The organism is Sphingobacterium detergens (assembly GCF_003610355.1).
Taxonomy (GTDB): domain Bacteria; phylum Bacteroidota; class Bacteroidia; order Sphingobacteriales; family Sphingobacteriaceae; genus Sphingobacterium; species Sphingobacterium detergens.
In genome coordinates, this window is sequence record NZ_RAPY01000001.1 from 2,306,056 (window position 1) to 2,329,999 (window position 23,944).

A 23,944-nucleotide genomic window follows, 5' to 3' on the forward strand; every position below is an offset into this window, starting at 1 on the left:
TAATTATCGTTTATTTTGATCTAATCCACCGATGATGATCACCGGCTCCGCTAGTCTAAAAGCATACTGTGTGCTATTTGGATTAAGTTTGTATACCTCATTTCCAATTCTCCGTTCCAGTGTCTTTTGAAATCGGGGATCCAGATTCAATCTTTTCAGATCCGCCCATCTCCGTCCCCGGAAAACCAGTTCACGCCTTCGCTCCTCCAAAATTATTTTCAGCAACTTATCTGGATCCGATTCTTTGATTTCGACGGGCACATTTTTATTCCATCGCATCTTCAATAATGTATTTAATGCAGACAACGCCTCACTTACCTTCCCTATCCGACATGCCGCCTCCGCTTTAACCAGGTAAATCTCACTTGTCGTAATCCCCACAAACATTGTAGCAGCATTCTTATCGTAGCTTCCCTTAAAATAAAAGGATCCTGATGGGTTGGCATTGCTTCTGAAAAATATTGATTTTCGCAAATCATTCGCATCATACGACTGATACAATGACGTATCGATCAATGCATTTGTCGCACCGAGGATCCCTAGGTTTACACTTAAAGCGGGGAACAGCACTTCTATATTAAATCGCGGAATCGGCAATGCATCTGTGATTTTGAGGGAGTTGTAATCCAATAGGTCCGGACTCAACCTAAGACAGGAATCTGCAAATAGATAAGCTCCGGCGAAATCTCCCATATCAAGATTCACTCTTGCAAGCGCAGCATAGGCGGCTGCTTTCGAGGGGCGCCCCTTTACTGCTTCAACTTCAGGAAGGTTGGCAGCAGCCCTCGTGAAATCAGCGATAATCTGGGCATAAGTCTCCTGTAGGGATGACCTTTGGGACACCTCATCCAGATTTGGGCTAGATCGCAGGGGAAGCCCCTGCTCATTTGCTGCTCGCGACTGAACATAAGTAGGACAATGAACCGCCGCCAGTTGCTGTATGGCGAATGCCCGATAGAAAAAAGCACCACCTGTCAGGCGCTTATATTCTTTGGTATTTTCTGCGGGATTGAGTTTAGAAAGAACATCCAACACCTGATTGGCAATATACACCGTCTTGTAAGGGCGTTGCCATTGCACGATATCCAGATAAGGCTCATCAGCCCACAGATAGGCATTTCGCTGTTCGACATTGGAAGCTGATTCCCAGCGCTCTTTAGTGAGGTAATAGTCGTCAGTTCCAATTTCGCCCCATATGGGATAGCCACCATTCAGATTGGTATAATCATTCAGTAATAGATTGGCGTCCTCCAGTGTATTGGGTATGGCCATTTTAATATCAGGTTTTAAATCCAGGTATTTATTGCAGGAAAGAACTGTGATAGCCAGTACTGCTAGGATCAAAATAAAAATTCTATTCATCATCATAACGGTTTAAAGATTAAAATTAAGACCAAAGGAGATCATCATCGGATCAGGGATCCACTTACCATATTCAGGATCTATCCCTTTTTTGTTACCCCGCCATAGCGTCGCCACATGCTGTATGTAGCTATAAATTCTCATATTTTTAAAACCATATCTGGCCAATTGGGGCAGCTGCAGGCTACACTGGATATCACGCAGTTTAATCTGTCCGGCATTCTCCACCAATGCAGAGGAGCTCACATAAATATTGCTTGCCGCAGAATTACTTGGATAGATAAAAGCAGGGACATCCGTATGCTGTTCATCGCCCGGATTTTGCCAACGATGGGCATAGTCAGTATGGCCGGCACCAACATTTAAAAAGGAATAATTATTAAAAGTAGTACGAATAAATTTGTGTCCCAGCTGATACGAAATATTCCACGAAAGCTCCACATTTTTAAAGCGGATGCTATTTCTGAACGACCCAAAATATAACGGCATCTGTGAGCCATGATTTTGTAAACTAGACACCTTGGCATTTAATATAGCGATGTAATCTTTCGACACTTCTCCATTTAAGTAAGCCCTGACAGCACCATCTTCAGGATCCAGCCCTGCCCATCTATACGTTAAGAGACTATAGAGGTCCATTCCTTCAATAGCTGTCTTTTGAAAAGAAAGCGCCTTGCTCACATTGTATTGCGCATTGTCATTTGACAGAAATGCTTTGACAACCTTTGTACGGTTATAGGCAAATACCAAATTGCTGTTCCATTCCCAGTTCCCAGTTACAAAAGGCTTTCCATTAAGCGAGATATCCCAGCCTTTTGTATCTAGATTTGCTACATTCATCATGAGTGATGCAAACCCAACGGTCGGATCTACCTGACCGTCTGCGATCAGATCTTTTGGTGTTTTATGATAATACTGTACACTTCCGTTCAACCTGTTGCCCTTTAAGCCAAAGTCCATTCCCAGATTGAGAATACCTACACGTTCCCATCGCAATTTGGGATTTGGTGGTACATTGATCTGTGCATAATTTTGTCCGGTGGCCCCATTCGGAATGGTCTCCACCTTCATGACCGGATAGGCCGAAATGGTGTTATTCACATTGCCGTTGTACCCAAATGTGGAGCGCAGTTTTAGCAGTGAGAATGGACTATCTTTCAAAAATTCCTCTTCCGTAACCACCCAAGCTAGACCCAGCGACCAGAATGGCTGCCCCTTATTATTGCTTTTCACCCCAAACAGATTGGATGCATCCTTGCGGAAACTGCCGCTCAGAATATATCTTTTCAGGTAGCTATACGAACCGTTTCCGTAATAGGAGACAAAGCGATTTCGAAGCTGATCAAAGACATTCCGGTCGGGCAGGTTGTTCACACCGAGCAGCCCGTTCATCATCTGTATTTCACGTCCCAACTGCATAGGCTGAAATGTCCCGTCCTCAGGATCAAAGCCAAAATATTGGGAGGCACGCATATCCTGCCCCACCTCACGGATATCAAAACCTGCCAACAGAGATACTTGATGCCCTTTGCCCCAAGACCTGTTAAAGTCGGCAGTCAACCTTCCCTGATGGGAAAAACTTGACGCATTCAGTTCATAGCGGTAATCTCCGACAGGCATATTCCAATACACCTGCTTATCATCCCAGGTAACGAAATTGTTGATTTCGAAACGCTGCTGAAACGTATTTATTCCCTTCCACTCGACAATGGGATTTATATTTCGCTGTAAGGCATATAACCCCTGAATACTGAGTCCAAATGGAAATGCATATTGCACGGAAAGATTGGACATTATTTCTCTGTTGATCTGTTCTGATCTAGAATCATACAGTTCTTTCAGGGGTTTATAGCTCCAGTCAAGTAACCTGCCCCCGGCGACGGTGTCCTGAAAGGTAGGATTGAATGCCGGAATGTATACTTCCAAAGGATTTCCATTATCGTCCGCAAGCCGCATATAGGGAGCATTGGCTATACCATTGCCCAATGCATTGTACCCGACCCCATAAAAGCTATCATTCTTCTTTGATTCAGAATAGGTAAGCCCGAGATTGATCAACAGATTTTGAATAGGTCTAAACTGCATGTTGCCCTGCAGATTCATCCGATTATAGCTTGAGGTCACCAGCTCATTCAGATTCTTATCGTATCCTACCCCTATTGAGGCATTGACTTTGTCACCACCTGCATTAATCCGTACACTATATTGCTGGTTGACTGCCTTCCGATAGATATATTTGCGAAAATCGTCCCTCATATCGTAGCCCCTTAATTGATCCAGTTCAGCCTTTAGCTGTTCTTCGGAGATTTCGCCGTCTTTGTGGTCTTTCATACGCTGTACGATAGGCTCCACATTATTACCCCAGTATCCAAGCGTAGCATTGTACCGGCCCCGGTTAAACAGGTCGCCGATCAGATCAATATAGTCGGAAGTTCCTATCTGGGGGTAATAATAGAGATCAGGCTTGTCTTTTATGCTGACGTTCATATTAAAATCAATATTGGTCTTTTCATTGAACTTGCCTTTTTTAGTAGTAATTACAATAACACCATTTCCAGCACGGGCACCCCAGATGGATGCAGCGGCGGCATCCTTTAAAACCGTGACATTTTCGATATCATTGGGATTGATATTATTAAAATTTGCTAAGCCATAGGCGGCGAACTTACTTTCATAGGGGATACCATCGATGACCAACAAGGGGAACTTATCTGGCGACAAGGTACTCTCGCCCCTGACATTGATATTCAAATAATTCCCTCTCAGGTCAGGTGACATCTTTGCACTGGAAAGCCCGGGCACCACATCCTCCAGCCTGCTCACAAAATCGGTGGATACTTTACGATTGAGAAGTTTATTGTCAACGAATTCAAAGCTGCCTGTTGCCCTTTCTTTAGGAATCTTTTGGTAGCCTGTGGAGACGACCTCCACCTCTTCCAATTGATTCTCTAGCGGTATCATTTTTATTGTTAATGATACTTCCGTGGAGTATTCGACCTCAAAGGGCCTATAGCCTATGTAAGTAAATTTTATTAATCCGTTTCTATGTTTGACCGGAAGTGTAAAACTACCATCCTCCTTGGATGTTGTTCGCTGTTTTTGAGCATCGACACGTATAGATACTCCCTGCAAAGACTTACCATTTGTAGCTGAAACCACAGTACCTTGTAGTATAAGATTATTTAGCCCATCGGCCCCGCTGTCCTTGCGGGGCGTTTGAGCTGATAAACTAAACATAGAAGACATTACAATACCCCAGAAAAGGATTGTCAACTTTAAGCAGTTCGATTTAGTTAGTTGTGGGCAGGAGCATTGCGTACCAATAGGCAGTTCACTTCCACCCTTGTAAAAATGAGTCATTTTTAAAGGTGTTAATGGGCTGTGACCTGCTTGGATTAGAATCCTCTTTGATACTTACAAACGCATCGCTTTTGCTCCTAAGCCTAGCTTAGGTCACAAATAAAAAATAATTGATAATTGCAACCTAAGAGCGTTTTATTGAGATTTTCTAGGTAAATAATTGGGTCGCTACGCTCTTCAAGATTAGAGGAAGTCATCATATGACTTTGCTTGCAGAGCTACTCCGCTGGCCTGATTTTGTTTTTAGTAATTTGTTTTTTGTTCATAACTCGTTTGTTTATTGCAACGAGTCTTGTGGCAAGTGTAGAAACCAACAATGGCGCGGCATCCAACCTACTGTCTACGCGGCCCTGAGAAGCCTATGGAACGAGTAAGCGGACGCCGCGCCATTACCGACGGGCGTTTTGATCCACTTATCGCCTTGTTCCATTTGAAATTTCTCAGGTTTCGTAGACAAGACTCATAAGTGCTACCACCTATTAAGATGGTGCAAATGTATTGTTTTAATATACCAAAGACAAATTATTTGCTTTAAAAGTGGCTTTAAATGTTCTTAAGACTGATTTTATCGACAAATAATCGTACCTTTAGGTCAAAGGTACCAAATTAGATTTTGGTAACAAACGGGTAACTTACCCGTATGTTACGGACTTATTTAATCAAGTTAATTATGAGTGTTGTATTTCAAGATGAAAGAAAAATTAAACAAGGTGAAGTCATAGCAAAGCTTCGTAGGATGCAAGGAATTAAGCAAGAGGCATTGGGTAAAATGTGTCCAAGCAATTTTTCTCAACAGAAAATATCAGAAATTGAAAGTCAAATCGTTATTGAAGAACCCACTCTTGAAGAGTTAGCTGTAGCTTTAGGTGTTACTGTTGAATTCATCAAAAATTTTAATGATGATAATGCAATATATAACATCCAACATAATCATGATTTTAAAGATCATGCCATCGCGCATCAAAATCACCAACCAATATTCAATGAAACTTCGAAATTAACTTCGCTCTTGGAAAAACTCGTTCAAGACGACTCTGTTAAAACTCAGGCGATTTTGGATTTGACAAAAGTGGTTGCTGATTTAGCGGAAGAGGTGAAGAGGTTGAAAGAAAATTAAGATATACGGAAAGTTTATTCACTTTATGGATGCATACGCCACGTTACTGATATACCGATTTACTGATATTAAATAACATACAGTCCTAACGAAAACTTACCACAAACTCTCGGAGGGAGGAATACAATACCTTCGCCTCTACAGCTGTTTAGGATATTTGACACCTCAAATCTTTATCGAAAGCAGAATAGTCTTAAATTTGGGGAGAGATCACACTAGAGGAATAGGTTGGAAATTGCTTTCATTCTTTGATATAACGATATTTACAACAGCATTCTCTTGATTTAAGCGTCTTATAGCAATGTTGGGAATTGCTTTCATTCTTTGATATAACGATATTTACAACAGCGACATCTTTGAAAAACCGTTAACAGTTTTAGTTGGGAATTGCTTTCATTCTTTGATATAACGATATTTACAACAGCCCAGACGCGGCCATCTTAGCAACGCGCGTAGTTGGGAATTGCTTTCATTCTTTGATATAACGATATTTACAACAGCTAAAACAAAGGCACTTAATTTAAAGTGCCTGTTGGGAATTGCTTTCATTCTTTGATATAACGATATTTACAACAGCAGCAAAAAAATGTATTGCAAACATGTCCTTGTTGGGAATTGCTTTCATTCTTTGATATAACGATATTTACAACAGCTCTATTTTATCTTGAGCAGTAGCTTCATATGTTGGGAATTGCTTTCATTCTTTGATATAACGATATTTACAACAGCATCTACCAGAAACAGCCACATCATCATATCGTTGGGAATTGCTTTCATTCTTTGATATAACGATATTTACAACAGCCAATTTACAACACGCTTATCGCGTATTTTCGTTGGGAATTGCTTTCATTCTTTGATATAACGATATTTACAACAGCCGAAAAGAAAAAATTACCATGGGATTAAATGTTGGGAATTGCTTTCATTCTTTGATATAACGATATTTACAACAGCACACCCCGTGTACACTGTAAGCCAAGACTGGTTGGGAATTGCTTTCATTCTTTGATATAACGATATTTACAACAGCCAATGGCGTATCGGCTATTTTGATGATAGAGTTGGGAATTGCTTTCATTCTTTGATATAACGATATTTACAACAGCTTTTTCGGCTTCAACGGAAACACTATATAGTTGGGAATTGCTTTCATTCTTTGATATAACGATATTTACAACAGCCTTACCACGCTTTACAACACAACAACCTATGTTGGGAATTGCTTTCATTCTTTGATATAACGATATTTACAACAGCCCTGCTAAATATGTTCCTGTGGTGTCAATTGTTGGGAATTGCTTTCATTCTTTGATATAACGATATTTACAACAGCACTTCAATAAGATGCCAAAGTGGATCGCCAGTTGGGAATTGCTTTCATTCTTTGATATAACGATATTTACAACAGCTAGTTGATATTTAAGTGTTTTATGTTATGTGTTGGGAATTGCTTTCATTCTTTGATATAACGATATTTACAACAGCTTATATCCAAATACATCATCATACTTAACTGTTGGGAATTGCTTTCATTCTTTGATATAACGATATTTACAACAGCTCAGTAATTGGGGCGGTCGGGGTTCACTTGTTGGGAATTGCTTTCATTCTTTGATATAACGATATTTACAACAGCTGAGAAGACAGGCGGCTATTGTGAGATAGCGTTGGGAATTGCTTTCATTCTTTGATATAACGATATTTACAACAGCTTTTTTTAGTGACTGTAGAGAATCCAGTCCGTTGGGAATTGCTTTCATTCTTTGATATAACGATATTTACAACAGCTAAATTATTTTTCAAAAATATTTGTAATTGTTGGGAATTGCTTTCATTCTTTGATATAACGATATTTACAACAGCAACTTCCGATTATAACGACTTACCTCCGTTGTTGGGAATTGCTTTCATTCTTTGATATAACGATATTTACAACAGCTCAATTGTTGATTCCTCTTTCATTGGGAGTGTTGGGAATTGCTTTCATTCTTTGATATAACGATATTTACAACAGCTCTTAGTGTTTTTTGTGCTGTTTTCATACCGTTGGGAATTGCTTTCATTCTTTGATATAACGATATTTACAACAGCCCATCTACACTTAGCCTTACTTGTTTACCCGTTGGGAATTGCTTTCATTCTTTGATATAACGATATTTACAACAGCTTCTCGTAGTTCATGCCATGGTACTTCATCGTTGGGAATTGCTTTCATTCTTTGATATAACGATATTTACAACAGCCAATCTTCTTCTTTGGTCTTGCCATACAACGTTGGGAATTGCTTTCATTCTTTGATATAACGATATTTACAACAGCAACAGCGTCATCACCGTTGACTGTATCACTGTTGGGAATTGCTTTCATTCTTTGATATAACGATATTTACAACAGCGACGATAGACTTATCTAAACAGATTCAGGAGTTGGGAATTGCTTTCATTCTTTGATATAACGATATTTACAACAGCACAAGACCGAAGATAAAGAACTGGTATGTGTTGGGAATTGCTTTCATTCTTTGATATAACGATATTTACAACAGCTACTTTTCTTCTAACAGTACTATCACTGTCGTTGGGAATTGCTTTCATTCTTTGATATAACGATATTTACAACAGCGTTGCTTTTGTATATACTCTTTCCATACCGGTTGGGAATTGCTTTCATTCTTTGATATAACGATATTTACAACAGCGTACCATCATTCAAAAAACTAATAATCAAGTCGTTAAATCAATTATTAGAAAATAAAAAAATCCAGAAATGTACTTCTGGATTTTTTTATTTCATCATTTTTGATATTTCTAATTTTCAAAATAATTCCAACTGTTGAGGGGTATCAGGTCGCATTGCAATCTCCAGCCCAGAGAAAAGTTCAATTTCACCAAATTGCTTATCAGTTATTGTCAAAATACCAATTTTTCCTTTTTCAGGGAGAAGCTTCCTTACCCGTTTTAAGTGAACATCAGCATTCTCTCGACTATTACAATGCCGAATGTATATCGAAAATTGAAACATAGTAAAGCCATTCTGCATAATTTGCTTGCGAAATCGAGCATGTTCTTTACGGTCTTTTTTGGTCTCCGTAGGTAAATCAAAAAAAACAAGAATCCACAAAATTCGATATTGATTTAAACGATCCAACGATATTTTAAATTTCAGGGTATACAATCTTTCGACTTACTCCCTCAAAACAACGCGCCAATGAAGCGGTTGTGCGCGAAACACCAACCAATAAGGGACTGGTATTATCTTCAAATTTCACATCTAATACAGGTATCTGTAATAGTTCTTTTTTTATATCCGTAGTTAGTTCTTCAATTTCCTCAACTCCTCGATCTATTACTATATTATAAACAACCTGATCAACATAGGGTCTATAGGGCTCCATAATGTCATCTGCTAAACAATATGCATTATATTTATTTCGATGGAAAATACCGAGTGTGGGCAATAATCCAGAAGAAACCAGTGCCCTGGCAACTATTGCCCTTAAAATAGCGTAACCATAATTCAATAGATTATTAGGTGGCTGACCGCTCCGACCACGATTAAACTCAGTAAATCCATAAAAAATATTCGCCCAATAATAAACTGCTGCCCTACCCTCAAAATTATCAGGGTCGCCTGATCTTACAGATCTAGACCATCTTTTCATATTATCAACGTCCACACCTATTTCTTCCAACACTCTGGCCTGATTATAAATCTTTTGTTGAATGGTTTGCATCCACAATTGTTTTTTCAAAGGCATCGATGCTTCAATCTGATAACGAAAACGCTCCGTTTGTGTACTCCCACCATCCAATGGTAAGATTAACCCTGTCGGCATATGTGATTGGTCACAGGATATGATAGCTACGTTATTCTCCAATAACGCAGCTATGCATCCATGAGAAATAGTAATCTGATGATTCTCTAAAACCATCACTCCAATGTCCTCAATTGGAATCGTCACTCCTTCCCTTTCTCTATTGGGAAAAGTAATTGTCAGCTGCCTATCCTTATGTGAAATATAAGCTGGATTTGAAAATATCAAAGTACGTTTAATCATCGTTCTATTTTCAAAATATTTCCTAACCGATCTAAACAGGCTTTTTCACATACATCTTTGATCATCAATCCTTCTATTGAACGTTCCATTTTATTTAGAGTTGAAAACTCACCTTTATTTACGATCGAAGCTGAAACCGTTTGTTTAATAAAAAAGGCTTGGGCGCCACTAAAACTCACTAATTTATAAATCTGTTCAGCTGAACAGATATTTTCACTACGTACATTTTCACTAGTATAAATAGTGACCGAATCATTAGGAGACAAAGAAAATAAAAGCCTATGCCCTTTTTCATTAGTTTCGGGTACGGAGGTCAAACCTTGTTTCTGCCGCTCAATTACAATATTTAAAGGAATAGTATCATAACTACGCTTACCATTGTCATCCACATATATACCAAAAAATAGGTTTGTGCCCTTGGCTGCTTCCACATATTTGGTGGATTTAACTCCAATCTCTCCAAGAGCAAACTTACTACCTTGCTCAAAAACTCTTACTTTCTTAATCGGTTGATGATTCTTTCCGTCATTGTAAAGAGAAATATTTTGGTTCATCTCTTCAATTCCCTCAGGCGAAAAAGCAATTTCAGGCTTATTATTTTTAGCATTTAAATAATTAATAAGAATCTTCTGAATTCCTGTATCCGTTATTAATAAAATAGACTTCGCATCGAAAGAAGGATCCAAAGTCTTCCTTGTCGCTGTCAGAATCTTTCCCTTCGCCAATTTTACTCTCGGCAGATTGACTTTTCCGGACACCGTTTCTTTATGCAGCGATTTCCGAATAGCCCAATTAATACCTTTTTGAGCATTTATGCCTTTAACTGGCTTTCCATTTTTATCCAAACGTAAGTTGCCATCCTCATCATAATAACTTTCATAGTAATTTGTTGCCTTATTAATAACCCGATTATTTTGTTTAAAACTTATAATAATACTTAGCAACCTTACATGCGCTTCTACGGTAAACTTATCCCAAGGCTTAATAAAATCTTTTGGCACTTCTCGTGATATCCGTTGCCCAGTCTTAGGATCAGTATAGACAACTTTCTCATAGTGACGTAATTTTCGGCTCAGATCATGGCGCTTTGTGGTACTTCTCGCTGATTCGTTATTCAGTAAATTAATATGATCTCTAGTAGCACAGGCTATTACAAGCGCGTCCATTGCGTGGTGTCGGTGGTCGATACGCTTTTTTGAAAATCCTTTGGAAAGCTCGATAGGAACTGTAGGCAGAAATTTTTGATGATTGTCATTCCATGTAGTAAATGAAGTAGAATTTGTTATAGCGTTCATTCGCTCAAATCGAGGTAAAATCAGATCATTCCAAACGTCATTCAAGCCCCAGTCCTGTTTAAGTATTGAAGTCACCTTACCATTCCCTGGCAATACATTTTTAGAATTGATACCATCATCATTCCCCGTAATACTATTATCACGAACGATATTAGATAAAAGGCCTGTGACATACTTGCTGATATAACGTGTATCATTCAATTGACGCTCAATCATTTTTTCGGGGATGTCTTCTAACAAAAGCTTGTTTCTTTTCCCCCTATTTTTTGAGTAACAAGTCTGGATAAACTTTTCGTAGTCTTCAACTTCAAAGATTTTAACGCGCCGTCCAAATCCGCAATCAACTACCTGACCATGATGTGTTTTGATAAATGAAAGGCCTATCCTATTGTCCTTTAATTTATTGACAGCTGCTTCACATATTACTTTATTGCTCATACTATCATCGAAATATAAACTCTGTGGTATAATGTGTTCAATTTCATAATCGGGAGTGAACAGTTTATTAAGCGGAATCGGCTGACCTGTATACGGGGAGCAATATTTTTGCTCTAACCACAACTTATAGCGCTTGAGATCTGAGTTGGACGGTTGCGCAGTTTTACTTATCTTTAAGATATCGTCATCAACGTCTACCCCTGAATTTAGCGCTCCTTCCTCATAAATTTTCAAGATTTCCTGTTGCATAGGAGAATATGGGCGCACATTCTCCACTCCATGGTCTGATGCCAGTTCCGCTAATAGCGATTTGATGCGTGAATTTGTATTTTCATTTTCTGTAACAATATTGGTCATCCGCTTCCTCTCATCCGCAGGATTTTTCATCTCGCGTCCTAACTCGATATGAATTTCGGAAAAATAGTCCTGACGCCCTGTACCATATTTATTCCAAATGTCTTTTACGACACGAAGAGTCTCTGTGACAATTTGTTCGACTATTGGATTACGAAGTGAATGTTGTTTAAAATCATTTAGAAATTGTGCAAGATCATCAACTGAAGTCCATTTAGTCAAGTCCTTTACTTCAGCATGACGGTCATATACTATATATTGAGCCAGCCACAATGGTAACATCTGAAAATCCTTTTCAACAACCAGATGTTGAGCCTTTTCTCTGACACGCTCTTTTATCGTATCATCATATTCTCCAGTTATTACTTTGGCTATTCTAATTTTTGTATCATGATCAATCGTATCCCAATTCCAATACGAACCAAATCGCATTAAAGGCAATATTTTTTTTATTGCGCGCTCTGAAAAACTCCCATAATCACTTTTTATAGGTGGAAATTTCTTGAATGCTTCAACGAATTCTTGTCTATTTAATTGGTTCTTTTCAGCAAATGAAGTTAAAGCTTTCTCAAATTCGATCTTATCATTTACAGAATATAAGATATGCCATAGAGCGTACTCTTTTTCAGCGGTTAGAAAATCGATAGGCACATTCGTCACTTTATCCAAACGACTATTAACAAGTGCTCTGGTTTCGTAACATGGATATGTTTTATCTTCTACATAATTCCACCGGAACTTAGCACTTTCATTAGTCAACTCTCTTCCCTTCAAGCCCTTCTTGCCTAATAGAAATTTAATTAGTATTTCCTGTTTAATATCCTTTCTTTCAACCAAGTAATCAAACAGTTGCTGACGGGTTTCTATATCTGGAATTAAAAGAGCTGTAACCTGCTCGTCATTGTCTTTCAGGTAAAATTCGAGATTACCGATCCATTGCAGTAACCTAAATTCCTGATAATAAGGATTGGATTTTGCTATAACTTGAATATAGGCTCTCTTTTCAATGAAATTATCGTCTGCATCTTTCAGCAATTCACCATACTTATCCTTTGCTTTATATACTTTATACTCTAAACTACATCTTCCGATACCCGACTTTTGACTACGGAGTGGCCTTTGATAAAAGATAATATCATTTACCAATAGGTTTGCTAAATCTTTACTACTTAATTCTTTCCGATGTTGTTCATTATGTTTATACAATTCCCTAACACAGTCCACCAATATATCTTGATCATTAAATTCAGAATGAAATTCGGCCTGTTTGTTTAATATTTGTATTAGTTCGGTCTTATAAAATTTACGTTCTATAGTACGTACCAATTTCCCCTTTATCTTTTGTTTCGGATCACGCAATAGATTATCATAAATAAATTCACCTACAGTACATTGCGATTTATCTATCTCTGATTCCGTTTTTTTCTTAAGTAAGGTCCAGTCATCAGGTCCGGGCGCTCTAAAACTTCTTTTAACTTCCCCATCGCGATCCAATTTCTCTGACCCATCATCGTTAATATCCCTAGTGACAATAAAGTCTTTGACTTTATCTTTCCATTCGTCTAATGGGCTTTTGCTCGATCTTCTGTATACCCAGCCATTTTCAAGAACGAGAGAATACCAAACTTCGCCTTTATTATTTTTTTGAAGATCGGCTATGACATCAACAACTCGCAGCGAATGAAATTCGACCAACTTATTTGGGTTATCTTCCTCCTCTTCGCCACGTAATTGGTAATAACCTCTTTTTTGATTAAAATTCAGTAAGATCCATGCTAGTTCTTCTTTTGAAATTTTATAGCGAATTGCTTTCTTTCGTAGATAATATAATGTCCAAGCATGAGGTAACGAGCGTTCTTGACCATTTTTATCTTTTAAAAATTCTGGAAAACTATCCCTGAAATCGTTAAGCATTTCATCATAGGATTCTGCAAAAACAAAACCACTGTTGTAGCTGATCTGGGGTTCGGAATGATTGATAAATTGCCCCAGCTTTGTTGTAAAGTCTATCTGAGAGGCATAATGTGGAGGTAAGAATCCTAACAAGTTTAACACACGATGCAATCTTTCTCTTCGTAATAGAAAACGTTCACGGAGCCGCCTAACACCACGATATCCTGTACGTTCTGCTGTCTGAGATATTGAATTCCCTTTTCCAAATTCCCCTAGGATGTCTTGCGACATTGGAATTATACGAGTCCCCATACCAAGTATCTCACCTACTTTCTTTTCAAAATCTAGTTTTATTAAAGCCCAGCCTATTGAGTTGGTACCTAGATCAAGCCCGAGAATAGTCTTACTCATAATTTTTTGTTTTATCAGTTGAAATTAAAACTTATATTTTTTGTTTTTTACGGTATCCCGTAATTATAAAAATCATTTTATTTTTTATCTTTGATTTGAAAGCAATTCACAATAAGGATTATTCCGTTGTGAAAACATTTAGCGCCTCGTCTATCTACGGGGCATTTTTATTTTCCATCAGCACTACTGTTTCCTTCTCTGATTATTTTTATGGCTGCATAGACTAAAATAATAATTTTAGCCAGATTTTTATCCTTAAAAGATTCTTCTTTTTATTCAACGGGACCATTAATATCGGGAGAGTCCTATCATGATTTATTGAAATTAAGGTAAGGGAATCCGTAAAATAAGCTGATAATTTGCGATTAGATTTGCCCCAATATTATTAAAAATCTAATTCGTTATGTTTAGTCGTTCATTTAAAACGCAACGTTTAACAAAGTATCTATTATTATTTGTCGCACTCTTATCACTCAATAGTTGCAGCAAAAAGCAAGAACCAGTAGCAGAAGAACCTATCGATGAATTCGGCTACGAAGTGGAATGTACCAGTTGTGAAATCACCTACACCGATAAGTCCAATATCACAAAGACAATAAAGCATACAACAGGAAAATGGGAATATCGATTTGATCAGAAAACCACGCAAGCACAAACCTGAGGATTCGAAGTAAGAGCAATAGAGGCCACTTCATAACTGACTTAGGGGCGGCCTCTATTTCTTTTATTCTAAGCCTGTTGCCCACTACTCCGATCAGATGCCAGTTTTAAATTAAACTGTTTTTTTAATTCATTGGCCAAAGTCAAAGCCGTGGGTAAGTCCGTCGCATTCGGCGAAGTAACATCGGCTATAGCTCCAGACTGTTTCACTACACCAACAGCATCGACCTGCGCTTCATTTTTTGATGTTATGACCGTTAACCATTCACCCGCAATATTATTGGAGATTTTCTGAATATAAATATTCTCGTTACCTGATGACCTAAACGGCATATAATAACGTGTCGCATAAAGATTAGCAACCTCAACTTTCAATGTACCGGCAACTGCTGCACCAATTGGAAGACCATTAATACTTGCGGCTATGGTATCATTTGTAATATTATATAAACCAGGAATGCTGAAAGTATCTTGATTTGCATCGCCAATATTTTCCCCAGCGATTAAATTGCGCCTAAAACTTACAGATTGGGACAACTTAAAATTAGGGGTATTGAACAAAGCTGTCAACGTCGCCTGTGATTCCAATCGGATACGATTGCCATTCCCCCAGAAATTATTGGTATCGAAGGTCCCTGATTCCAATAAATACCCGCCAACTTTCAGTGAGTTATAAAACGTATTTACATCGATTTCATTGCCATAACTTTTAGATCCGGTATTCGCACTTGAGTCTAATACAATACAGGCAACTGGTGCCACAGTCGCTACTCCCCACCGATTAAAGTTATTGCCCTGGATCTTGGAATTTGTTACTCCCTCTGACAAGATGGAAGCCCCTGAACTGGTCGTGAAATTGTTGTTACTAATGATTGTTTTATCTATCCTGTCGGCATGAACAGCACCTTTGGAATTGTAAGGCGGATTGGTTCCGGTATCTGAATAACGTTGTGCATGATCGACATTAATCGACGTAATATTGCTATTAATAATATTACCTGCTTTAATAAAATAACCTAAAAGTGTATAGTCAAGATTACCGGTCACAAGACTATTGACGAGATTACCCATAAAGAATGTGTTAAAACTGTCGCTAAAGTTACCAACGATATCAAATCCATAGCCATCTGTCGTCTTATTATTGATCAATGCAAAATTTTCCCGATTGGCATTGCCACTATCAAATGAATGGAAGAAATTGTTCCATATCCGATACCCTCTGGCGCTGCCACCATATTTCCCCAACGTATTGAACTGTTTAAATACCACACCATTATGACCACCGCTAAAAGTATTGTGCTTAACGGTGACCTGACGTCCCCAAAATTCCAGATGGGTCTCGGCATTACCAAAGTCACAGCCTTCGATCACCGCATCAATGTTATTTTCCAGATCATCTTTCCATGGATCGCCAGAGTTTGGGTACTCATCGACTCTTTTGAACAGTACGGCCACAGAACTTGCGATGTTAACCGATCGCCCCCTAATGGCCACATCTTTAAATGTCGTTCCCTGTGAGTAGTTTCTTATGGTATATAGGTCCGTAGAGCTTGCCATCAATTCGATACAGGATTTAACAGAGGAATTATTCCCTTGTTCGCTAACAATGTCCCCTCCTAGGCTATTATAGGGTACACTGAGTATTTTTGAAGTATAGAATTTCCGCCCCGGAAGACTGATGCATTTCCCCTTGCCTGCACAATAGTTTAACGCATTTTGTAAATAAGGATAATCATCGGGATGTGGTGGCTGTCCGCCTGTTTCGACACCTTTAGCGCCAAAATATAGCACATTCACGTTACCGACGAAATTATGGATCAATTTAATTCCTCCAGTTGCAATTACGCTGCCGCCATCCTCTGGTCCAGGATCAGTTGAAGAGAGGTAATACATAATCGGCTCTGGGGTATCTCCTTCTTTGTAATAGCCCAGTAGCTTAACTCCCGAATAGACTGGATATGTTCCTTGCAACCATGCAACCTCATTTGCAGAGAGATCTTTCATCTCTTGCATGATGTTCTTAATTAAAAATTGATTTGCCATATTTTCTTTTCTTTTAAAGTGTATAGCAAAAGTAGGCGGGCTGGTACCGCTATTTGAGGAAAAGAAGGGGTATCTAAGCGGTAGTGGCGAGATACCGAAAAGTCGGTCATCATGAAAGCACTCATGTGTAAAACAACGAAAATAGGCCGATCGCCCACTAACCCGATCAGATGCCAGTTTTAAATTAAACTGGGTTTTCAGCTCATTAACCAACGGTGGAGTTGTCAGGAATTCCATCGCTTTTCGGAGAAGCTGCTAGAATAAATTGGAAAGTGTTATGATAAGGATGGTTCATATTGGATCTCATTTATTCCATCAAAAAGACCATAGGAGACCTTAGCTGTAATGATTCGGATTTCAATTAGCTCGAATTTATGCTGTTCTAAATCAAAATCTATATATTCATCAACTGCGACCCGGAATTATAAGGCGGATTGGTTCCGGTATCTGAATACCGTTGTGCATGATCGACATTATTCGACGTAATATTGCTATTAATAATATTACCTGCTTTAATAAAACAATCTAAAAGCGCATACTCAATATCAGTATTTATAAAATTATCTAAAAAAATATTTCAAATCATAAAAATATTTTGACTTAACAGAAACATAACATTACCAATACAACTATTTAATATATGTAAACTATTTTTAGCGAAACTAAAAATAGTCTTTATATGAAAAAATTAAGAAAACTTAGTTTCACCGAACTAACAAAATCCGAGATGAAACAGGTAACTGGTGGATTTACGGATCCTCGTCCTTATTCAACAACCTCCTCAACCACGATCGTAGGTATCACGTTTGTCGATGGTAAAGAGAATAAGCAAGATCATTATACTGATGATGAAACAACTAACGATTATCAGATGGATTACGCTTAAATTTCGGTGTAGTGTAGCGCCAGCAAAGGCGCTACACAATCTTTAAATATAAGAAGAAAAATGTCAATTGCAATTGTATCCACTGACGGTGACCAATCTACTTTCAACGTAATAGATTGGATTCATTTTTACAAAGGAGAAGCCCTCTTGCTGACCAATACGGAGAAAATCTGTCTCAATAAAATAGAAGTATCCAAAGGCAATAAAATGTCTTTTGCATATGGAAATGAACAGATTAATCTAGATAAAATAGAATCTTTTTGGCATAGAAGAGGGAATTTTTCAATTCAATCTTATAATCAGGTTTTTTCGAATGATTTTCCATTCTTCGCAGAACTTACTCAACATCTTTCATTAGAGGAGCGAAAATTAAAAGAGTTCATAGCATATCAGTTAAAATCAAAGCGTCATCTAGGCAATATATTTAAATCGAGCCTGAATAAATTGATTGTACTAGAAGAAGCTCAAAATCTTAATATTATAATACCTAAGACTTTGATCACAAATCAAAAGCGAGAATTACAAGCTTTCAGATTAAAATTCGGACAGGTAATATGTAAATCAATCTCTGAGGCTTTTACAGCACACAAAATAGATATCGGAATACTTAGTTTATACACATCTATAATAACAGATGAAAATATGGATCAATTAGATGCATCATTTCCTCTGACGCTCTTTCAAGAAAAGATCGAAAAAAAATATGAATTGCGGATCTTTTTTATTGAAAACCGTTTTTATACAATGGCAATTTTTTCTCAAAATGACAAAAAGACAAGTGTAGATTTTAGAAAGTATAATTTTATAAAACCTAATAGAACAGTTCCTTTCAAACTTCCAAAGCATATTGAGAAAAAACTAATAAAGTTAATGAAAAAATTGGATTTAAATACTGGATCCATTGACATGGCTGTTACTCCAAATCAGGAATATGTATTTTTTGAAGTTAATCCTATCGGTCAATTTGGCATGACTTCTTACCCATGTAATTACCACTTAGATAAAGTTATAGCAGAATTTCTATTGAATAAAAATAAGACAGATGAGCAAGCTTGAAAAACTTAAAAATTATGTTGATTCCGAGCTTATAAACGCTTTACCAGTAGGTTTTAGGAATTTGGAATATAGAGAAAACAATGGTATGCACTCAATTAAGGTCGTTTGTGTTGCCCGATATAAAACTAAGCAATATAATGTCATTTCCCATTTTAAACCAATCTCTAAATGTTTGACGAATCTATAAAAGATAAGTATTTCAAAACCTACGCCAATTGCATCCCCGTAAAAGGCGCATCAAGATCATTAATTTGTGACGTTCAAAGGGGAAGTTATGATTTTATTACAAATGATTTATATGATATATTATTAGATCAATCAAATGCTCCTATTAAAGATATTTTATCATTCTATGGTGATGAAAATGAAGAGGTCCTGCTGGAATATTTTGATTTTTTGCATAGTAGGGAATATATATTTTTTTGTGATCCTCATGAACTTGATTTATTTCCAGATTTGGATCTCAGTTGGCACAGTCCCTCGCTTTTGACTAACGCAATTATCGATGTCGGTATAAATTTTCAACACAATTTCGTCAAATTATTTAAAGAGATTGAAGCTTTGGGTTGTAAAGCTATCCAAATACGATTTTTCCGACCAACTGAATTGACTGAGGTTGCTGATATTTTAAAATTATTGGAAAAAACATCAATTATTTCAATTGAACTGTTCCTACCTTTTATATTCAACTTAAATAATACCGAGTTATACCAGCTAGTCCTTTCCAATCTTCGAATTAATATGCTCGTTTTCCATTCGGCTCCCAGGGAAAATTATTTTGATGTAAAAGAAGAATTCAATGCAAAAGTAATTGTAACAAGTCAGAAAATAAATGATGAATCCCATTGTGGAGTCATCTCAAAAGAATACTTCACGATAAACATAGAATCATTTACTGAATCATTGAATTATAACAGCTGTTTAAATAGAAAAATATCGATCGACCAATATGGTTACATAAAGAATTGTCCTTCCTTGAATATCACGTATGGACACACAGAAAATGACTCCCTGTCAAGTGTGATAGACTCAGCACAATTTACCTCCTATTGGAAAATTAATAAAGACCAAATTGAAATTTGTAAAGATTGCGAATTTAGGTATATATGTACAGATTGCAGGGCCTATACATCTAATAATAACCTCTACTCAAAACCCGCCAAATGTGGCTATAATCCTTACACAGAAACCTGGGATTAATGAAAATAAAATATATGAAAATAAATTTGATTTTGTCATCCATTTTGGTCATTCTGATGTCTCTCTTTTACTCAATCAGTTTGGCCCAGAATATAGCGGATTATAATAAGAATATAAGATTAGCTGAAAAATTTTATTTAGAAAAAGAATATAGAAGTGCCGCCAATCTTTATTCCACGGCATTTACCGCGAATGGAAATCGTGGTACAGTTCGTGATCGTTATGAAGCAGCGCGCTGTTGGTCGCTAGCCGGAATACCTGATTCGGCCTTTCTATACCTGACCAAAATTTCTCAAGCTGGGTTTACCGAATTTGACGAAATTATTCAGGACACCGCATTTAACCTTTTTAATAAAGATGTTAGATGGCCAAAAATTGTTGACAGCATTAAATCAAATTTCATAAATCAGGATAAAGATGTCAGATGGCAATTTAAAAAACTTAATAAACCGGTAATGGCGATCTTGGATACAATTTATCATGATGACCAAAATCCCAGAAATTTATTGCAGAAGATTATTGCTCAAAAAGGAGAATCTGATCCTCAAATACAGTCGATTAATCTCTACATGCATCAAAAAGATTCAATAAATAGAGAAAAAGTAAAAAAAATTATCAGCGAATTTGGTTGGTTAGGAAAAAACGAAGTAGGACAACAGGGTAATCAAACCTTGTTTTTGGTCATACAGCATAGCGATCTGGCCACTCAAATTGAGTACCTGCCAATAATGAGAAATGCGATGAAAGAAGGAAAAATGTCATCTGCAAGCTTTGCAATTTTCGAGGACAGGGTGGCCCTTCAACAAGGAAAGGAACAAATTTATGGAAGTCAAATCGCACAATTGGGGAACGGCAAATTTTACGTGCTACCTATGATTGACCCAATAAATGTGGATGAACGAAGGGCACAAGCCAGACTCATTCCAATAAGCGAATACCTAAAAAAATTTAATATAATCTGGAGTATTAAGCGGTACAAAAAAGACTTATTGGACGCAAGCAAAGCACAATAGGTCAAAATGATAAAAATCAATTCATTTATTAACGACTCTATTCTACTAATTTTAGTTAAAAAAAATAATCATGAATACTTACAAAGTAGTAGCCGACATGACTGCAGATTTATTTCACAGAGGTCATGTAAATTTTTTACATAATGTAAAAAACTATTTTAAACCAGATGACGTGCATTTAACAATAGCATTGCATACTGATGAACAAATTTTTTCATACAAAAAGAGATATCCTATTATGGATTTTGAATGTCGGAAGGAAGTGCTCTTATCATGCCGCTATGTAGACCATGTTATCACTGCGCCAGATATCTTTGACAACAATTTTATATCTCCTTTTGATTATCTTATCCATGGTGATGATGTATTAAACTGGCCTCCGGAGCTGATACATTTTTATTATGGCACAGCTAAATCTCTCAATAAATTCCTATTAATCCCATATACAAAAGGTATCTCAACAACAATTTTAAGAGAATCACTTAAAAATGGACAGGAGTAGATCAAAATCTTATACAAGATCAACGATATAGATACGATACTTAGATTATGGGAGAAATAAATTTCGAATACTCGCCCCTGGACAGAATCATCAACTATCTAACCCTATGTGGGGCATTTGAGAATGTAGATGGTCTTAATGGAAAGCTAGGGATTGCAATCTTTTTGTATGAAGCGGGAAAAATGAAAGAATATCAATACCTGAATGATCTATCGGATCTATTAGTCGAGGAAACTTATTCTTCTTTAGGCACAAACAATCTATATGATTTTGAATCTGGAATTACGGGCATCGGAGTGGGATTGCTGTCGTTAAATGAGAGAGGAAATATAGAATTTGACGATATAGACGAATCTTTTGAAGAAATTGACGAGATGATATTCGATCATCCCTCCCAATCGAACTCGTTTCTCGTGGATAATCTTTTATATCTCTTATTTAAAGCTAAAACATCTGTTCAACAGGACGACACGTGTGAACTTATTAAAGAAAAAATTAATGGCAAAATCGATTTATTCTCAATTTCGGGAGAATGCTATCAAAGTGCGAAAATACTAGTTAAAATCAACGAATGTCTTTTAAATATTCATCGCCTGAATATCAAATATGAGGACATCCTTACCAATGCTATAAATAGTTTACACATTATCGAAAGGAATCTTCATTGTCACGAATATCTCTCATACTCACTTATCTTACTCAATCAATTGGAGAAGATGTATCAACGAGATATTCTACAAATATCTAAAGAAAAACTCAGTTTCATATGTACTGCTTTAAAAAATGCGTTTAACAATTGCAGCCCGGGGACTAAATTAAACGTCCTTGCTAATCTTTACTCCCATAGTATTTTGTTTGACGGAAAATTTCCATCAACAACTGATAATGTCATAATAGATCCAAATACAATCGAATATCAGGCAAACCAAGCAATTAAAAATAAAAATATTGAAATATTGATAGGGCTCGGTCATTATTTGCTTTCGTCAAAATGTCTAATTCAAACAAAAGAGACCGACAATAAAATTGGTTCTAACCGTCCCAATGTCGTAATGATTCTACCTGAAACTGAAGCACTCAATTATGGAATCGGAAGTTATATAGATAGTATCGAAAAAAATGCCCCCCATAATCAGTTTAATCTGCACTTAATTTATATTAAACCAAGTTTTGAGGAATTCGAAATGTCCCTAACAAAATTCGGTTCATTTCATTACTATTTGCCTATAAATCTCCTAACGGATGGGAATACCAATGCAAATAAACAAAAATCAATACAATTTATTTCGCACTTTTTATTAAATAGACTTACTAGACTAGAAAACTTGGTTTTTCATATTAATTATCTGGCAGCCTATGAATATATTAAAGTTTTGAGGCAAAAATTAACATTTCGATTGATAAGTGTTATACATTTCTCGAGTAGGGACCTCTATTTAAATGGCAATTTAACCACTCTTGATAAAATATGGAAAGACAGAAAAAAGAAAATTTATTCATCCAATAATTACGAAAACTTAATAGCGATTTTTAATATGGAAGAAGATCTATATTTTAATTCTAACCATATCGTTGTTGTAAATCAGTATTTGTTCAATTCGTTGGTTAAGTACTATAATGTACCCAAAACTAAAATTTCTGTCATTGAGAATGGCCTTAAATTAGAGGACAATATTCATGAAAATAATACGATGCTCAGGCAGCATTATAATATCACCAAAGAAGACACTGTCATAATTTTCACGGGTCGTCTTAGTTACCAAAAAGGAGTTGATAAACTAATATCAGCATTCAGAAAGATTCTACATGTCCATCCTAATACCTATCTTTTTATAATAGGGGATTTACAGGATAAAACATTTGTTTTATCAGCTAAAGACATTGAATCCAAGGTTATATTCACAGGGCACATTGATAAAGATATAATTAGGAGATTTTATTCAATTGCTGATTTGTACGTCATCCCCTCTCTATTTGAAGGCTGTCCATATAGTGTGTTGGAAGCTATGTCTTATAGCTTACCAATAGTCGCAACTGATACCATCGGATTAAATGAACTCTTAACTGATCGTTTTAATTGTCTTCATTCAAAAATAAATATAAATAAAAATGGAGATCTAAATGTAGATGAGGAAGATCTGTACAAAAAAATAGTAACTCTTATTAAAAATAAAGGCTTAGCGCTCCGTCTGGGGAGCAATGCTTTTTTAACATTCAACGAAAAATATCACTGTCAAAGCATGATTGATGCATTACAAAAGGTATATCAAACTGATTCATTCGCATAAAACATT

Annotated in this window: 14 protein-coding genes and 1 CRISPR repeat array; of the genes, 8 read left to right on the forward strand and 6 right to left on the reverse strand. The window is 36.8% G+C overall.

Annotated features, from left to right (window positions below; all coding sequences use genetic code 11):
• Window positions 1-3 precede the first annotated feature (3 nt).
• On the reverse strand, window positions 4-1,368 hold the full coding sequence (locus tag DFQ12_RS09900; protein WP_120258761.1) for a RagB/SusD family nutrient uptake outer membrane protein: 1,365 nt from the start codon (window positions 1,366-1,368) through the stop codon (window positions 4-6).
• Between the two features lie 6 nt (window positions 1,369-1,374).
• The gene (locus tag DFQ12_RS09905; RefSeq protein WP_120258762.1) at window positions 1,375-4,722 is read right to left on the reverse strand and encodes a SusC/RagA family TonB-linked outer membrane protein; all 3,348 of its coding nucleotides are present in this window, start codon (window positions 4,720-4,722) and stop codon (window positions 1,375-1,377) included.
• 670 nt (window positions 4,723-5,392) lie between these two features.
• Between DFQ12_RS09905 and DFQ12_RS09910 the strand changes: the two genes are divergently transcribed.
• Window positions 5,393-5,839, forward strand: a complete 447-nt coding sequence (locus DFQ12_RS09910; protein ID WP_147420377.1) for a helix-turn-helix transcriptional regulator — start codon at window positions 5,393-5,395, stop codon at window positions 5,837-5,839.
• Window positions 5,840-6,066: 227 nt separating this feature from the next.
• A CRISPR array of direct repeats spans window positions 6,067-8,540; the repeat unit is 46 nt; unit sequence GTTGGGAATTGCTTTCATTCTTTGATATAACGATATTTACAACAGC.
• Window positions 8,541-8,656: 116 nt separating this feature from the next.
• Here the strand turns inward: DFQ12_RS09910 and cas2 are convergent.
• From cas2 to cas9, 3 genes are read right to left on the reverse strand one after another with little or no spacing between them, the layout of a single operon-like run.
• Entirely contained in the window at window positions 8,657-8,989 is a 333-nt protein-coding gene (gene cas2 / locus DFQ12_RS09915) for a CRISPR-associated endonuclease Cas2 (RefSeq protein WP_120259302.1), read from the reverse strand.
• A gap of 7 nt (window positions 8,990-8,996) precedes the next feature.
• Window positions 8,997-9,899, reverse strand: coding sequence for a type II CRISPR-associated endonuclease Cas1 (cas1, locus tag DFQ12_RS09920; protein WP_120258764.1), 903 nt, complete (start codon window positions 9,897-9,899; stop codon window positions 8,997-8,999).
• Window positions 9,896-14,290: a type II CRISPR RNA-guided endonuclease Cas9 gene (gene cas9 / locus DFQ12_RS09925; RefSeq protein WP_120258765.1), complete on the reverse strand. Its 4,395-nt coding sequence runs from the start codon at window positions 14,288-14,290 to the stop codon at window positions 9,896-9,898. The genes cas1 and cas9 overlap by 4 nt, the downstream gene beginning before the upstream one ends.
• A gap of 403 nt (window positions 14,291-14,693) precedes the next feature.
• Here cas9 and DFQ12_RS09930 point away from each other — a divergent pair, with 403 nt between their 5' ends.
• A complete protein-coding gene (locus DFQ12_RS09930) occupies window positions 14,694-14,951 on the forward strand; it encodes a hypothetical protein (protein ID WP_120258766.1) in 258 nt (85 codons plus the stop codon).
• A gap of 68 nt (window positions 14,952-15,019) precedes the next feature.
• On the opposite strand, the gene DFQ12_RS09935 is transcribed toward DFQ12_RS09930, so the two are convergent.
• On the reverse strand, window positions 15,020-16,993 hold the full coding sequence (locus DFQ12_RS09935; RefSeq protein WP_147420378.1) for a hypothetical protein: 1,974 nt from the start codon (window positions 16,991-16,993) through the stop codon (window positions 15,020-15,022).
• 679 nt (window positions 16,994-17,672) lie between these two features.
• Between DFQ12_RS09935 and DFQ12_RS09940 the strand changes: the two genes are divergently transcribed.
• The 6 genes from DFQ12_RS09940 (at window position 17,673) to DFQ12_RS09965 (ending at window position 23,938) form a co-directional block, all read left to right on the forward strand.
• Window positions 17,673-17,879: a TIGR04149 family rSAM-modified RiPP gene (locus DFQ12_RS09940; protein ID WP_120258768.1), complete on the forward strand. Its 207-nt coding sequence runs from the start codon at window positions 17,673-17,675 to the stop codon at window positions 17,877-17,879.
• Between the two features lie 60 nt (window positions 17,880-17,939).
• The gene (gene gwsG, locus DFQ12_RS09945; protein ID WP_120258769.1) at window positions 17,940-18,935 is read left to right on the forward strand and encodes a grasp-with-spasm system ATP-grasp peptide maturase; all 996 of its coding nucleotides are present in this window, start codon (window positions 17,940-17,942) and stop codon (window positions 18,933-18,935) included.
• A 168-nt stretch (window positions 18,936-19,103) separates the two neighbouring features.
• Complete coding sequence (gene gwsS / locus DFQ12_RS09950) at window positions 19,104-20,135, forward strand: grasp-with-spasm system SPASM domain peptide maturase (RefSeq protein ID WP_120258770.1); 1,032 nt, start codon at window positions 19,104-19,106, stop codon at window positions 20,133-20,135.
• Between the two features lie 14 nt (window positions 20,136-20,149).
• Complete coding sequence (locus DFQ12_RS09955; RefSeq protein ID WP_147420379.1) at window positions 20,150-21,148, forward strand: DUF6624 domain-containing protein; 999 nt, start codon at window positions 20,150-20,152, stop codon at window positions 21,146-21,148.
• A gap of 70 nt (window positions 21,149-21,218) precedes the next feature.
• Window positions 21,219-21,650, forward strand: a complete 432-nt coding sequence (locus DFQ12_RS09960) for an adenylyltransferase/cytidyltransferase family protein (protein WP_120258772.1) — start codon at window positions 21,219-21,221, stop codon at window positions 21,648-21,650.
• Window positions 21,651-21,697: 47 nt separating this feature from the next.
• Window positions 21,698-23,938, forward strand: coding sequence for a glycosyltransferase (locus tag DFQ12_RS09965; protein ID WP_120258773.1), 2,241 nt, complete (start codon window positions 21,698-21,700; stop codon window positions 23,936-23,938).
• Window positions 23,939-23,944: the final 6 nt, after the last annotated feature.